This window comes from Mucilaginibacter oryzae, assembly GCF_003148845.1.
GTDB lineage: Bacteria > Bacteroidota > Bacteroidia > Sphingobacteriales > Sphingobacteriaceae > Mucilaginibacter > Mucilaginibacter oryzae.
Map to the genome: position 1 here is coordinate 790,460 of NZ_QGHA01000001.1, position 15,279 is coordinate 805,738.

The 15,279-nt window shown below is 43.3% G+C and carries 14 protein-coding genes; 2 read left to right on the forward strand and 12 right to left on the reverse strand.

Going from position 1 to position 15,279, the window contains the following annotated elements:
- Positions 1-54 precede the first annotated feature (54 nt).
- Positions 55-1,293, forward strand: a complete 1,239-nt coding sequence (locus tag LX99_RS03450; protein ID WP_109606390.1) for an ABC transporter permease — start codon at positions 55-57, stop codon at positions 1,291-1,293.
- A gap of 128 nt (positions 1,294-1,421) precedes the next feature.
- Here the strand turns inward: LX99_RS03450 and LX99_RS03455 are convergent, their stop codons facing one another.
- Genes LX99_RS03455 through LX99_RS03475 form a run of 5 tightly spaced genes read right to left on the reverse strand, consistent with a single transcriptional unit; the run spans position 1,422 to position 6,621 of the window.
- A complete protein-coding gene (locus LX99_RS03455) occupies positions 1,422-2,165 on the reverse strand; it encodes a tyrosine-protein phosphatase (RefSeq protein WP_109606392.1) in 744 nt (247 codons plus the stop codon).
- 2 nt (positions 2,166-2,167) lie between these two features.
- Positions 2,168-3,220, reverse strand: a complete 1,053-nt coding sequence (gene rfbB / locus LX99_RS03460) for a dTDP-glucose 4,6-dehydratase (RefSeq protein WP_109606394.1) — start codon at positions 3,218-3,220, stop codon at positions 2,168-2,170.
- Between the two features lie 24 nt (positions 3,221-3,244).
- Positions 3,245-4,264, reverse strand: coding sequence for a UDP-glucose 4-epimerase GalE (galE, locus tag LX99_RS03465; RefSeq protein WP_109606396.1), 1,020 nt, complete (start codon positions 4,262-4,264; stop codon positions 3,245-3,247).
- 56 nt (positions 4,265-4,320) lie between these two features.
- Entirely contained in the window at positions 4,321-5,304 is a 984-nt protein-coding gene (locus LX99_RS03470; protein WP_109606398.1) for a UDP-glucuronic acid decarboxylase family protein, read from the reverse strand.
- A 3-nt stretch (positions 5,305-5,307) separates the two neighbouring features.
- Positions 5,308-6,621, reverse strand: coding sequence for a UDP-glucose dehydrogenase family protein (locus LX99_RS03475; protein ID WP_109606400.1), 1,314 nt, complete (start codon positions 6,619-6,621; stop codon positions 5,308-5,310).
- Between the two features lie 150 nt (positions 6,622-6,771).
- Here LX99_RS03475 and LX99_RS03480 point away from each other — a divergent pair, with 150 nt between their 5' ends.
- Positions 6,772-8,049, forward strand: coding sequence for a 3-deoxy-D-manno-octulosonic acid transferase (locus tag LX99_RS03480; protein WP_109606949.1), 1,278 nt, complete (start codon positions 6,772-6,774; stop codon positions 8,047-8,049).
- 122 nt (positions 8,050-8,171) lie between these two features.
- On the opposite strand, the gene hemH is transcribed toward LX99_RS03480, so the two are convergent.
- The 7 genes from hemH to LX99_RS03515 form a co-directional block, all read right to left on the reverse strand.
- The gene (hemH, locus tag LX99_RS03485; RefSeq protein ID WP_109606402.1) at positions 8,172-9,197 is read right to left on the reverse strand and encodes a ferrochelatase; all 1,026 of its coding nucleotides are present in this window, start codon (positions 9,195-9,197) and stop codon (positions 8,172-8,174) included.
- Positions 9,198-9,676: 479 nt separating this feature from the next.
- A complete protein-coding gene (locus LX99_RS03490; protein ID WP_245927835.1) occupies positions 9,677-10,267 on the reverse strand; it encodes a fatty acid desaturase in 591 nt (196 codons plus the stop codon).
- 111 nt (positions 10,268-10,378) lie between these two features.
- The gene (locus LX99_RS03495) at positions 10,379-11,230 is read right to left on the reverse strand and encodes a 4-hydroxy-3-methylbut-2-enyl diphosphate reductase (RefSeq protein ID WP_109606407.1); all 852 of its coding nucleotides are present in this window, start codon (positions 11,228-11,230) and stop codon (positions 10,379-10,381) included.
- A 247-nt stretch (positions 11,231-11,477) separates the two neighbouring features.
- On the reverse strand, positions 11,478-12,644 hold the full coding sequence (locus LX99_RS03500) for a PDDEXK-like family protein (protein ID WP_146203049.1): 1,167 nt from the start codon (positions 12,642-12,644) through the stop codon (positions 11,478-11,480).
- An 83-nt stretch (positions 12,645-12,727) separates the two neighbouring features.
- Positions 12,728-13,363, reverse strand: a complete 636-nt coding sequence (locus tag LX99_RS03505; RefSeq protein ID WP_170122622.1) for a carotenoid biosynthesis protein — start codon at positions 13,361-13,363, stop codon at positions 12,728-12,730.
- 5 nt (positions 13,364-13,368) lie between these two features.
- Positions 13,369-14,457, reverse strand: a complete 1,089-nt coding sequence (locus LX99_RS03510) for a glycosyltransferase (protein WP_109606413.1) — start codon at positions 14,455-14,457, stop codon at positions 13,369-13,371.
- Between the two features lie 3 nt (positions 14,458-14,460).
- Positions 14,461-15,087: a 1-acyl-sn-glycerol-3-phosphate acyltransferase gene (locus LX99_RS03515; protein WP_109606415.1), complete on the reverse strand. Its 627-nt coding sequence runs from the start codon at positions 15,085-15,087 to the stop codon at positions 14,461-14,463.
- Positions 15,088-15,279: the final 192 nt, after the last annotated feature.

The window sequence follows — 15,279 nt, forward strand, 5'->3', positions numbered from 1 at the left end:
GTAACAAACCCGCCCATAGCTTAGTCAAACCACCAAGTTTTTTATATTTATACCATGCCGGTAAAAACCTCCTACAAAGAAAACATTTCGATAGCCCTGCAATCTATAGCCGGAAACCGGCTGCGTACAGCGCTCACCGCACTGATCATAGCCATTGGTATTATGGCATTGGTAGGAATTTTAACGGCCATTGAAGGGATCAGACAGTTTACCAACGATGCCTTTTCAGATTTAGGCGCCAATACCTTCACCCTGCAAAACCGAGGCGAAGGCCTTAACTTTGGCAATGGCGGGCACCGTAAGGTTTACCCGGCTATTACTTACGACCAGGCAGTTCGCTTTAAAAATAACTTTAAACTGCCGGTAATTACAGCTATTAATTTGGATGTGGTTGGTAATACGGTGGCCAAGTACGGCAATCAGAAAACAAACCCCAATATCTCTATCACCGGTTCTAACGAAAACTACCTGGCCACAACGGGCAAAAAACTTTCTTTCGGGCGCAATTTCTCTGCTTCCGAACTGGAACACGGATCAAATGTGGTGATTATAGGCGACGAGATCAAAAAGAAATTATTTAAAACTGAAGACCCGATCAATAAACAAATTTACCTGGGCAGTAATAAATTCAGGATTGTTGGGGTACTGGCATCAAAAGGCTCAAGCTCATTTGGGGGCGATAAGTTTTGTGTGATTCCCGTGTTAAAGGCCAAACAAATTGACAGCACCAAAAACGCCTCATTTACCGTTACCATAAAGGTAACAAGCCCCGCTGCCCTGGATGCTACCATTGGCGAGGCTACCTCTCTTTTCAGGAATGTACGCGGATTAAATGTGGTTAACCAGGACAACTTTGAAATTAGCCGGAGCGACTCGATCCAGAAAGAACTGGCAGGCCAGCTTGCCGGGATCACTGTTGCCGGTTTTGCCATTGGTATTATTACCTTAATAGGCGCAGCCATCGGTTTAATGAATATTATGCTGGTATCAGTTACAGAGCGTACCCGCGAAATTGGCGTACGTAAAGCCATAGGCGCAACACCCGCTATCATCCGTAAGCAATTTTTAATTGAGGCCATAGTCATTTGCCTTATTGGCGGTGCGGCGGGTATGATACTGGGCATGGCGGTTGGCAACCTGATAGCCGTAAATATCAGCGGCGCTTTTGTAGTGCCATGGGGATGGCTGCTGTTTGCCGTGATCCTCTGTACTTTTATAGGATTGATTTCCGGATATTACCCGGCTAAGAAAGCAGCCAGGCTTGACCCGGTAGAGGCTTTAAGGTATGAATAAGGACTTCTGAAAAGACACACCACTATCAATAAACAGGGCGCTCCCCCCCTTGTTCCGATAAGAATAAACATAAAAGGCTGTATCACATTTTAATAATGATACAGCCTTTTATAATTTAATTTGTTCCCTTAAAAGAACATTTTATTTTTCAACGGATAATCGGTAAGTAAGCGCTCCATGTAGCTTGTATACAGGGCATCCTCAAAAGCTGCCGCGTGGCGCAGGTGGTGCATATCGCTCGATATATAATCGATCAAGTTATTATCGATCAGCAATTCGGCCATTTTTTTAATTTCCTTGCCGTAATAACCGGTAAGTGATATGGTATTGAGCTGAAAATCCATTCCCCAGCTATGCAGGTTTTTTAAATCTTCGATATCAAGATATTGGTAACGCTCGGGGTGGGCCAGGATAGGCTTATACCCTTTATCATTCAATTTCTGAACAACCGGGTAAACGTTAGGGGGCTTATTGATGAACGAAAATTCAAACAACACAAAGTTACCACCCATGGTCATGAGGGGCCCATTATCAACACGGGCTTCAAAAGTTTCATCAAAGTAGTGTTCGGCGGCAGCCTCTACAGGCACATCAATGCCTTGTTTATCCAGTTCGGCTTTAAGCAGGGTAAGCGCATTGCCTATGGTTTCGGGCGTATTACGATAATAATCAATCATAATGTGAGGCGTAGCAATAAACTTCTTTATCCCCACTCCCATCATTTTTTTGATTAACTCTACCGATTCTTCGGGCGTTTTGGCTCCGTCATCTATCCCTGGTAAAATATGCGAGTGCATATCAACCATGATGCCTTCATAGTTAAGCTTCGTATCCCTTACCTCTTTTTTCTTCTTTTTAAAAAGCCCGAACATTTTTATCTCCCGTTATACTGGTCGTTATAATATTGCTGGTAATGGCCCGATGTTACATCGTTCAGCCACTCCTCATTGGCCAGGTACCAGTCAACCGTTTTTTCCAGTCCCTCTTCAAAAGTAATGCCCGGCACCCAACCCAACTCGTTTTTAAGTTTGGTGGCATCGATAGCATATCTTAGATCATGACCGGCACGGTCTGTTACAAAAGTGATCAGTTTTGCCGATTCACCTTCCGCCCTGCCCAATTTTTTGTCCAATATACTGCAAAGCAATTTAATAAGGTCAATATTTTTCCATTCGTTATGCCCGCCGATATTATAGGTAGTTCCGGGCTTAGCCGTATGAAATATCACATCAATGGCGCGGGCATGATCTTCTACCCATAACCAATCGCGTATATTTTCGCCCTTACCATACACGGGCACGGGTTTGTTTTGTTTGATGTTATTGATAGCCAGGGGTATCAACTTTTCAGGAAAATGAAATGAGCCGTAATTGTTAGAACAGTTAGAAATAACAGTGTTCATGCCATAGGTATCCTGGTAAGCGCGTACAAAATGATCAGAACTTGCTTTAGAAGCCGAATAAGGCGAATGCGGATCGTAAGCCGTCTCCTCCGTAAACATACCATCTTCACCCAATGTACCATAAACCTCATCGGTTGATATATGATAAAACCGGGTTTCATCGTACTTGCCCTTCCAGTTCTGGCGGGCTGCATTCAGCAGGTTTACAGTGCCAACCACGTTGGTCATCACAAACTCAAGCGGGTTGGTGATCGAACGGTCAACATGCGATTCTGCAGCGAGGTGAATCACAGCGTCCGGGTTTTCTGCAGCAAAAAGTTCTTCGATAAAACCAATGTCAACAATATCACCTTTTACAAACTTGTAATTGGGCTCATGTTCAATATCTTTCAGGTTGGCCAGGTTGCCGGCGTAGGTCAGCTTATCTAAATTGATGATCGAATAATCGGGGTAGTTTTTTACAAACCTTCGTACCACGTGCGACCCGATAAAGCCCGCGCCGCCTGTTATGATGATCTTTTTCATTCCGTATCTGTACTGCTGGTATAATTAAAAAGGATTCGCTGCTATATATTTTTCCCATTCCCAGGCCGATGACATCATTTCGCCAATGCCCAGTTCGGCTTTCCAGCCCAGTTTGGTTGATGATTTGGTAACATCGCCCCAAACCTGCTCCACATCGCCTTCACGGCGCGGGCCAATTTCGTAGTTAACCTTTACGCCTGTTGAGCTTTCAAAAGCGTGGATCACTTCCAGCACCGATGTACCATTACCTGTACCCAGGTTAAATACATCATAACCTTCAAAACTATCCTGCTCGGCAAGTTTGAGTGCCGCTACGTGAGCTTTGGCCAGATCAACCACATGAATGTAATCGCGTACGCAGCTGCCATCAGGCGTATTGTAGTCATCGCCAAATACCGTGATCTTTTCGCGTTTGCCGATAGCGGTTTGCGTAATAAATGGCACGAGGTTTTGCGGCACGCCGATAGGCAGTTCGCCAATCAATGCTGATTCATGCGCCCCTACCGGGTTAAAATATCTTAATGAGATCACTTTATAGCTGCTACCCGAGTTCACCATATCAACCAAAATTTCTTCGGCAATTTGCTTGGTGTTGCCATAAGGCGATTGCGCAGGCTGTACCGGTGCGTTCTCAGTAACCGGCAAAACTTCCGGCTGACCGTAAACGGTGCAGCTTGAAGAGAACACGAAGTTTACCGGCTTACCGTTATAGGCTTCCAACAGGTTAATTAACGAATAAAAATTGTTGCGATAATATTTCATCGGCTTTTTAACCGATTCGCCTACTGCTTTAAATGCCGCGAAGTGAATAATACCGCCAACTTCGGGTTCGGCGGCGGCCAAAGCCAATACCGCGGCTTCATCGCAAAGATCAACTTTGCGGAAGGCTGGGGTAAAACCTAAAATTTTGGTCAGCTGATCCAGTATTTTAGGATCTGAGTTTGAAAGGTCGTCAACAATAATTGGGTCGTAGCCGGCATTTACCAGTTCAACAACGGTATGCGAACCTATAAAGCCCATGCCGCCTGTTACTAAAATTTTCATAGTGATAATGTGTGTATAAAGCAAATCCCCTTTTTGCAAAAAAAGGGGACAAGTGCTTATTTGTTATAATAAGTGAAATCTTTGTGGTTTATTTCTTTTTCGGGCAATGATTTAAAGTACTCGTAAGTGATCTTCAAACCCTCACTCCTTGATACCTTCGGCTCCCAGCCTAAAATGGCTTTAGCCTTGGTGATATCCGGTCGGCGCTGTTTCGGATCGTCGGTCGGTAAGGGCAGGCTGATCAGTTGCTGGTTGGTACCGGTTAGCTTGATAATCTCTTCGCCAAACTCCCGGATAGTGATCTCATCAGGGTTACCGATGTTTACAGGCTGCGCGTAATCGCTGTGCAACAGGCGGTAAATACCCTCTATCAAATCATCTACATAACAAAAAGACCGGGTTTGCGAGCCATCACCAAACATAGTAAGCGGCTCGCCCCTCAACGCCTGGCCTATAAATGCAGGCAATACACGGCCGTCATTTAGTCGCATCCTGGGGCCGTAAGTATTAAAGATCCTCACAATACGGGTTTCCAGACCGTGGAAGGTATGGTAAGCCATGGTAATGGCTTCCTGAAAACGCTTAGCCTCATCATACACCCCGCGCGGCCCAACCGGGTTCACATTGCCCCAATATTCTTCGGGCTGCGGGTTTATGTTAGGGTCACCATATACTTCAGATGTTGAAGCGATGAGCATCCTCGCTTTTTTGGCACGAGCCAAACCTAACAGGTTATGTGTACCTAATGATCCTACCTTAAGCGTTTGGATCGGAATCTTCAGATAATCAATCGGGCTTGCAGGCGATGCAAAATGCAAAATGTAATGCAGATCGCCCGGTACATGCACAAACTTCGAAACATCATGGTTGTAAAATTCAAAGTTTTCAAGTCGAAAAAGGTGCTCGATATTCCGCAGGTCGCCGGTTATCAGGTTATCCATACCAATAACGTGGTAATCCTCTTTAATAAACCTGTCGCAAAGATGCGAGCCTAAAAACCCGGCGGCTCCGGTTATTAATATTCTTTTACGTTCTGCCATTACTTAGCTAACTATTTTACGACCGATACTGTTGTAATAAAAGCCGTGTTCTTTCATCCTGTCGAGATCATAAAGGTTCCGGCCATCAAATATAACAGGCGTGTTCAATTTTTCCTTCATAAAATCAAAATCAGGTGTGCGAAATACCGGCCATTCGGTAACAATCAACAGTGCATCGGCGGCATCAAGCGCCGAATACCTGTCTTTAGCATAAGAAATTTTATCGCCCAACAGTTTTTTAACGTTTGGCATGCCTTCCGGGTCGTAAGCGGTTACGGTTGCCCCGGAAGCTAACAACTCATCAATAATGTATAAAGCAGGCGCTTCGCGGATATCGTCGGTCTCCGGTTTGAAGGCCAATCCCCAAAGGGCAAAGTGTTTGCCTTTGAGGCCGTCTGCACCGTAATACTCACGCATTTTAACTACTAAACGTTTCTTTTGAGTTTCATTAACTTCCATCACGGAGTTAAGAATCTTAAAGTCGTATTTATTTTCTTCTGCAGCCTTTGAAAGTGCCTGAACATCTTTAGGGAAACAGCTGCCACCGTACCCGACACCCGGAAACAGGAAGCGTTTACCGATACGGGCATCGGCGCCAACCCCTTTGCGCACCATATCCACATCGGCCCCAACCAGCTCGCACATATTAGCAATCTCGTTCATAAAGGTGATCTTGGTAGCGAGGAACGAATTGGCCGCGTATTTGGTAAGTTCTGATGAGCGCTCATCCATATACAAAATCGGGTTACCCTGGCGCACATATGGGGCATACAGATCACCCATAATAGCCCTTGCTTTCTCATCCATTGTACCAATAACCACCCTATCTGGTTTCATAAAGTCCTCGACAGCTACGCCCTCGCGTAAAAACTCGGGGTTTGATACTACAGCGAAAGGCACATCGGTGTTAGCTTTAAGCACGGCAGTAACCTTATCCGCAGTACCAACCGGCACTGTCGATTTGGTTACGATCACTTTATATTCTGTTATTAATTTGGCTATATCTTTAGCTGCTCCAAGCACATAGCTTAAATCGGCGGCGCCATCGGCTCCCGGAGGTGTTGGAAGGGCCAGGAAGATCACTTTTGCAGGCGCAATGGCCTCTGCAAGGTCCGTTGTAAAGGTTAATCGCTCTTGTTTAATATTACGGTGAAATAACTGATCAAGCCCCGGTTCATATATAGGCATTTCACCGTTACGCATTTTGTTAACCTTTTCTTCAACTATATCTACGCAGGTTACCTCGTTGCCAGTTTCGGCCAAACAAGTTCCGGTAACCAATCCAACATAGCCTGTACCAATTACAGCAATTTTCATAGTTTTAAGTATTTTAATTTAAAATCAAGCGATTTAAGTAAGATTAAGCATATTTATGATTACTGCGCCCGGAGAGTTGTTAAATTACAATTGTAATTATTGTTATTACTTTTATGCCCGGCTAAGGTAATCATTCATACAAATAAATTAATGTTATTATTATACAATATAGGTATCAAATTATATTCCCTTTTTGTGCTTGTTGCTTCATTATTTAACAATAAAGCAAAACTTTGGATTCAGGGACGTAAAAACATAGCTTTTATACGGGTTGATAGGGGTATTTGGTTTCACTTTGCTTCACTTGGCGAATTTGAGCAGGGCCGCCCTATACTGGAGGCGATGAGGAATTTACACCCCACAAAAAAAATAGTAGTTACCTTTTTTTCTCCCTCGGGATATGAGATCAGGAAAAATACCCCACTGGCCGATTATGTTTACTACCTGCCGTTAGATACTGCGGCGAACGCCCGGAAATTTATTGATGCTATAAATCCTGAAATAGCCGTTTTTACCAAGTATGAATACTGGTACCATTTTTTTAAAGAGGCACATAAGCGCCATATACCTTTGTACATTGTATCGGGCATTTTCAGGCCGGGGCAGGTATTTTTTAAATGGTACGGAGCATTTAACCGGAGGATTTTAAAGCTGGTATCACATTTTTTTGTGCAGGATGAGGCTTCAAAGCAGTTACTGCAGGGTATCGGGTTAACTAACGCCACTGTAAGCGGCGATACCCGTTTTGACCGCGTATGGGCCAACGCCCAAAACCCGAAGACGCTGCCATTAATTGAGGCTTTTAAAAACGGGCAAAAGCTGTTTATTGCCGGCAGCACCTGGCCGCAGGATGAAGCGCTGCTGACCAAACTGGTAACTGATTACCCGGACTGGAAATTTATTTTCGCCCCGCACGAAATTCCGGAAGAAAAGGTGAACGCTTTGGTGAATCTATTACCGGAAGGAACGGCTATCCGTTTTTCGGAGCTATCGGAGCTTTTGGAGGCAAAAGGCGAAAGGCAAAAGGCGAAAGGAGAGAAAGACCATGGACCATGGACCATAGACCATCGACAAAATTTACAATCTCTCATCATAGACAACATTGGCATGCTCTCATCCTTGTACGCCTATGGCGATATCGCTTACATAGGCGGCGGCTTTGGTGTTGGTATCCATAATACTTTAGAGGCGGCTGCCTTTGGATTACCGGTTATTTTCGGGCCTAATTATCACAAATTTAATGAGGCTAAGCAGTTGATAGCGCTCAAAGCGGGCTTTAGTATCAGTAGCGAAGCCGAATTAAAGGGCATTGTTGAAACGTTGGTTACTGATGAGGCGTTTTATAGCTTCACCCGAAAAAGGATATTGGCTTATGTGCAGGAAAACGTGGGCGCTACGGAAACTATTATGAAGTACATTGACCAATAAAGAATAAATCAGCCACACAACAGTCGCTCTACTCCAGCGGGGGAGATTGGGGATAAATAAAAAGTGCCCGTGAGGAAACGAGCACCAGGAAAAATATTTTAACCGCCAGAGAAACTCCCCCTTCAGGGGGCCGGGGGGCTAACCATTTTTGCCAAAGCCTCAATAAACTTAGGCGAATCATTCAAACTCTCCACCAACTGCACATGTTCGCCGCCTAAGGCTTTGAATTCATCGCCATACTCGGTGGTAACCTCATGAACGGTTTCCAGGCAGTCGGCAACAAAGGCCGGGCAAAATACCAGCAGGCGTTTTTTACCTTCGGCGGCCAGTTTAGCTATAATCTCGCTGGTATAAGGTTGTACCCATGGGTCGTTACCCAGGCGCGACTGGAAGCAAATGGTGTATCTCTCTTTAGGGATATTCAGTTTTTCGGCAATAAGTTTAGCCGTATGGTGCGATTGCGCCGAGTAACAAAACCTGTTGGCATCGGTAAGCGTTTCGCAGCAGCCTGACAATTTTAGGCAATGGTTATGGGTATGATCAGCTTTAACCAGCTGGCGTTGCGGTAAGCCGTGGAAACTGAACAATACGTGATCAAAACTCTCCGGATTATATTTCAGGGCGTTATCCGCGAAGGTTTCGATCATCAGCTCATTATCATGAAATGAATTGATAAAACTGATGTTCGGCGATGTTGGCCATTTACCAACCAGGTCCATAATTTTTTCATATACCGAACCGGTGCTTGCTGAGGCGTATTGCGGAAACATGGGAATTACCTGGATGTCTTCAACCAAAGCTGCTTTTAAACGCTCCAAAGCCGATTCGATAGATGGTTTCTGATAACGCATGGCCAGTTCAACCATGTACCCGTCGCCAAGGCGTTCCTGCAAACCTTTTTGTTGTAAAAGGCTGTAGTGCAAAAGCGGCGAGCCTGTTTTATCATCCCAAATGGCCTTGTACAATTTAGCTGATTTTGGCGCCCTGAACGGTACGATAATCCCTTTAACCAAAAGCGTTCGTGCTATCGGGTTGATATCAATAACCCGTGGGTCCATCAAAAATTCGTCGAGATAACGCTTAACATCTGCTGTCGAAGGGCTGTCAGGTGTGCCCAGGTTAACCAGTAAAATTCCTTTTTTAGCCATAACTGTCGGCAACAAAAGTAGTAAAAAACAGGTGGTGATTTGTAACAGCGGTCACAAATTACAAAAATGTGAATGAACTTTAGTTTGCCGGGTTGGGGAATTGTCTGAACCGGGATTTGGGGAATTTTTAGGATTAATGGGAGTTACTTTTAAAAATTTAACTTCTTGCGCTCATCTGTGATGAGTGCTTAACCTGGTTTAGCATCTGCGATGCATGACGCGCGATACAATCGCGCACCCACCTTAAGCACTCGTTTTGGAAACGAGCGCAAGAAGATTGCGATTCTTTGGTTCGCCTTGTATTCTGTTTATTCTCAAATTCTGTAAATTCTGATTCAGACATTTCGCTACTTCTTGCGCTCATCTGTGATGAGTGCTTAACCTGTTTTCGCATCTGTGATGCGTGACACGCGATACAATTGCGCACCCACCTTAAGCACTCGTTTTGGAAACGAGCGCAAAAAGAAAGACAAGCTAATTCAAACCTTTCTCCATAATTTCCACCAGGGCACACCCGGCGCGTCATGGTGTTCGTAATGATACCCAAAAAAATAGCAGCTCAAAAAAGCCACTAAATGATTGCGCTTTTGGCTCCGGGCAAAATGCCTGTTATCATGCTCGCCCTTATGGGGCTGATAGGTGCCGAAATAAAACAACTGCAAAGTGCTGAGCAGGGACGGAACCACCCAAAACATAATGAGGTTTTGCTGAGGTACCCAAAGTTTCAGGATATTGAATATAATAGCCATCGACACAATTTGCCATATGGAAAGATAATTGCGGATAAACTGCACATACCAGCGCCAAAACCCGCTATCGTGATAGTCAGGATCGTCGGCGGTATGCACATGGCTGTGGTGCAGGTGATGTTTGCTATATAATTGAGGATACCAGAACGACGCATACAGAAACGTACAAAGGTATCCAACAAAATTATTCAAACCTTTTACCGGCGATACGGTACCATGCATAGCATCGTGAGCGGTGATGAACAAACCTGTGTACAGGTGCATTTGCACCAACACCAGCAAATAAACCAGCGGATTGGTAAAACTGAATTGCCACCTCATTAATAAAATGATACTCGTAGCCCAACAGCCTATAACCAGCAGGGCCACTAAGAAACCGGTATGTGAGGGGCTTTTTTGCATCATGTTAGTTAAACAGCAAAAAGCGTGCTGTTAAAAATTTTCGAGGGCGGCTTTCACTTCCTGCATCAGCCACATAGGGGTAGAGGTAGCGCCGGCGATACCGACAGTATCATTGGGCGAAAACAGGTTTTTATCCAGTTCATCAACCGATGATATAAAGTAAGTATCCGGGTTATGTTTGCGGCAAACCTCGTACAGTACCTTGCCATTTGACGATTTTTTGCCCGATACAAAAACTATCTTATTAAAGCGGGTAGCAAATTTAGGCAGGTCTTTATCGCGGTTGCTTACCTGTCGGCAAATGGTATCGTTGGCTTTCAGGTCGTACCCGCGGGCAATCAGTTCATCCTTTACCGAGTAGAATTTCTCCATGCTCTTGGTAGTCTGGCTGTAGAGGGTGATATTGTGCGGAAGCTCAATATTATCCAATTCGGCGATATCCTGAAAAACAATAGCCTCGTTGTTGGTTTGTCCTTCCAGGCCTATTACCTCTGCATGGCCGTGCTTGCCGAAGATGAGTATATTCTCGTTGGCATCGTAGGATGTTTTGATACGGTTTTGCAGTTTCAGCACTACCGGGCAAGATGCATCAATCAGGGTGATGTTATTCTCTAAAGCGGTTCGGTAGGTATCCGGCGCTTCACCATGGGCGCGGATCAATACTTTTTCGTTGTGGAGATCTTTAAGGGCTGCATGCTCAATAATGCGAAGGCCTTTAGCCTTCAGTCGCTCAACTTCTTCGTCGTTATGAACAATATCGCCGAGGCAATACAGGTAGCCATCCTCTTCCAAAATCTCTTCGGCCATATCAATGGCATAAACCACCCCGAAGCAAAAGCCCGAATCCTGATCGATAGTAACCTTTAACTGATAATCTCCCATGGTGTCGCAAATTTACAGCATTTTAAATTGATGGTGATAATTTACAGGTTGATTTAATCAATTGAAATTAGCTTTTTTTAATAAATCCAGCAGGTGGTCGGTGTTTTCACCGTACCACATGATTTAGAAGTAGTCTCAATAATTGAAAAGGCATCTACAATCGTAAAAGTGGTACGGTGAAAACACCGATCCCAGGCTAAATCGTAAATAGTTGGATTGGATTTCTTCTGATCTACTATTACAGTTTTTATAAAATTATTCCCTGCGTTACTTTAAATAGGTATTCTATTTTTTCCTTCATGGCGAATTTCATACTCCCATCTTCAATGGCTTTCCAGGCATCATATTTAGCCCAATTATCAAGAGGGGCCTGTATTTTTTCATAAAAAGGCCACCATAAATTCGACCGCAAGGAATTATTCCTAATTAGCTGTAATTCTTCAATTAAATATAAAGGTATTGGTGTCATATTGGGGTCCTGTTTTGCAACTACACCGTATATGAAATCTCTATTCTTTGACCAAAATTGAAAACCGAAATTCACATGTTTCCATTCATCCTTCCAAAACCAAAAGCCAGTATAGTTTCCTTTGAAGTCGACGTTATTATCATAATTTAGTCCCAATTCTTTAGCGATAGTAATAAGTTCAGTATCCAATTTATCAATCAACTTTGTTAAGGATTGTTTAAGATTGTCCGCAATTATAAATGAGGACTCGAGGTTAGATACTAATAATGTATAGAGTTCTTCGGCCATGGTGTCATTAAGAGTTTGATTGGTTAGGTATTTTATCAAGTTTAAGTATTGAGTGATTGATTCCCTAATAATCGGGAGCATCACTACTTCCTTTCTACAGAGTTCAAGCCACTCTGCTATATGATAAGCATAAGAATAACATTTAAAATCGATATCAATATGCAACTCGTTTTTGCTTAGATCACTCGGTTCATTGCCTTCTAAGGTCAAATAAATCAAATCAGCCTTAGGCGAATATTTATGGTAACGATACAATTGGTTAGCCTGATCGCCCGCGTAGATTTTATTTTCAATTATTATTTGGTGATTGTATTTGTCTGTTATAACAATATCAATTCTACCACCTTCTGTACCATCTTCACTGATAAAGCCGGTGTGCTTTTCAATTTCTACCTTACAGCTTTCAGGATCTATAGTATTATTTTTGAAGCAAAAAGATTTTAAGAAAAGCTTTAAAAAAGTACCTTTTTGTCCATGGCTACCGTTAGGATTCAGCAATTCAGCCAAAAAAGCCGAGTGCATCCGTACTTCGGATGATTCGAGTTTAAGAATCCTGAAAACATTAAAATTTTCGCCGGTGAGTTCATTGATCTTTTTATATCGGTCATTCAGCGCTTTAACCTGATCAAGTAAATATTTGAGTTTAATTGTTTCCATTGTGATGGCTTGGGTAAGCAAGTAAGCCTAATTGGATGACAATTGCAATAGGTGTTTTAACCTATTATTATAGAAGGTAGCCATCAATACACCAAATTTAACACCGCGAAAAATACAAACTGCGTTATCAGCAAAACCGTAGCGACAATGCTTTGCCGCTTAAACTCAAATTTTTCAAAAACAAAAAGCAACACGCCGCTCACCAAAAACCAGCATACGTAGTTTTTGATCGGGATCATTCCACCCGCCCAATGCCAGTAATCAAAACGGATGGCGATGGGTTCTATCAAAACGTCGAGCAGGGTTAAAATAGCGGCTCCTGTTATCACCCTTAGATATTTATTGCCTATCCGGCTCCGTTTTAACGTAACCCCGGCCGAGTAAACCAGCAGGAACCAGTTTACACCTATCAGCAAGGGCACCTCAAACAGTTTCCAACCCAAAGTGCCGCCATAGTTATAATTACCGAACAACCAACCGGTATGCACACCAATCAATTCGGCAATAATTCCCGCACATGCCGTGATTAACGCGAATACAGCAAATTTTTTATTCAAGCTATCATGACTGTATATAACCACCGCCAGCATCAGCAACAAATGCCAGTGCACCAATGCCATAAACAGCACATTTAACGAAGGAAGAATAAAACCGATAAGCCCTACGAAATGAAACAACAGAATGATAGTAATACATAGCCACTTTTTATCCGATAGCATTACATTCATATTTTGCGCCCCTTCCAGGTGGTGGTTTTAGTAAGGTATTTTTGAACAGATACAACCGCAACCACCAGCAAGTTAAACATTTGAACAGGGTGCAGTACAATATTATACCCGGCTTTTTGCCCTGCCGAAAGCGAGATCATGATCCGCGTTAGCAAAATCAACCCCACAGTAAATAGGATCAGCGGCAGGTTAAGCGTTGTTAAAATAAACAACGGCCCGCCAATAATGAGGGTAATGTATATTAAAAAGCCTATAATACTGTAATTAAACGCGGCCAGGAAGTTTTTGCTGAAACCGTTGATGGCTTCGTTATACCCATGGTACATGCGGCAACTGATCATGCCATTGGCCAGCAGGGCCTCGCCGTTATAATTTTCGGCTTTGATGAGGCGCATGATTTCCACATCTTCAACAACTTTATTTTTAACTGCTTTGTGCCATTGCTGTTGATGATACACGTCGGCGTCAAACAGCATAAACTGCCCGCTGGCAGCCGCTACCGAGGCGTTTTTTACCAGGTATACCAAACGTAACGGCAGCAGGTTGAGCAGTATATAGTGCATGAGGGGTACTACGGCATTCTCACCTAAAGTTAACATGGTTTGGTTGGTAAACAGGCTCAGTAAGCTTAAGCTGTGCAGGTGCATGCGGTGTACCGCGCTGTTAATCAGTTTTACATACACCTGTTCGTCGGCATCCAGAAACAGCAGGTATTTGCCATCGGCCAGTTGGGCTAACTGGTGGCAGGCATGGTTTTTTCCTATCCAGCCTTCGGGTAGCGTGGTGCCTTTAATAACTTTAAACCGGGGGTGGGCTGCGGCGAAATCCGAGCAAACTTTATAGGTATCGTCGGTCGAGTCATCATCGTAAATAATTACCTCGTAGTTTTGATAATCCTGCTGATGGATGGACTGCAACAGCGGCAGGATATTGGCCGCTTCATTACGGGCCGGTATCAGGATAGATACTTTATCTGTATAATGTTTGCTGATATGCGGCAGTTTGGGGTTGGAGATATAATTGAACAGCGTAACTGCAAACCGCAGAATGATGAAAAACAGGGTTATTAAGATGGCTATTGTCACGCTTTATATATCAAATTCGGTTTGAAGTGCTTTTGATGTTTCAAAATGCTGCTGGTAAGCCTGTTGCAATGCGGTTACCTCCTTTCCCGAATAATATCCGGTGTCGTTTTTAAGATAAACTGTTGCCGTAGGCTTTTTTTGTTTAAAGTACTGAATAAAAGTTGAGGCGAAAAGCAATTGGAAATTTCCCTGCGCTTTTTCAATGATCCGCATAACGCCCTTTTCAAATTTTATGTTGGTAACAAAGTTAGCATATAACTTGCCTTGCGGAAACATCAAAACCAAATTTGCCGGCGCGGCAAGCAACTCCGCCGCGTAATCAAGCGATTGCAGGATGCTTTTTGAATCTTTCTTTACCGAAAACGCACCCACATATTTCAAAAAATTCTCTTTGCGGGCAGTTTCCTCAAGTATCATTACATGCAATTTTTTCTTCAGCAACAGGTCATTAACACAGTACAGGATCAATCCGTCCCAAAAGCTAAAGTGATTGGCAATGAGCAATATCGATTTGTCTTGATCAACCGTTATCTCATTAAACAACAGTTCATGAAACTCCTGTTTCACTATCCGTTTAATATAATAGTGAACTATGCGGTTCAGAAAGTAGTTGCTTTGATTACGGATCATATTTTGACACGAATGTATGGCATGGCTTTGGGAATTTAATCGAATTTCACGAATTAAAAAGCTTCATTTATTGGATTGAATCGGTGTCCATTCGATAGTTCGTCAAAAGTCGTGTGTGAAATGATTTTGACACGATTGTATTGCATGGCGACAAAAATTTATTCGAATTTCACGAATTAAATTGAGATCTAT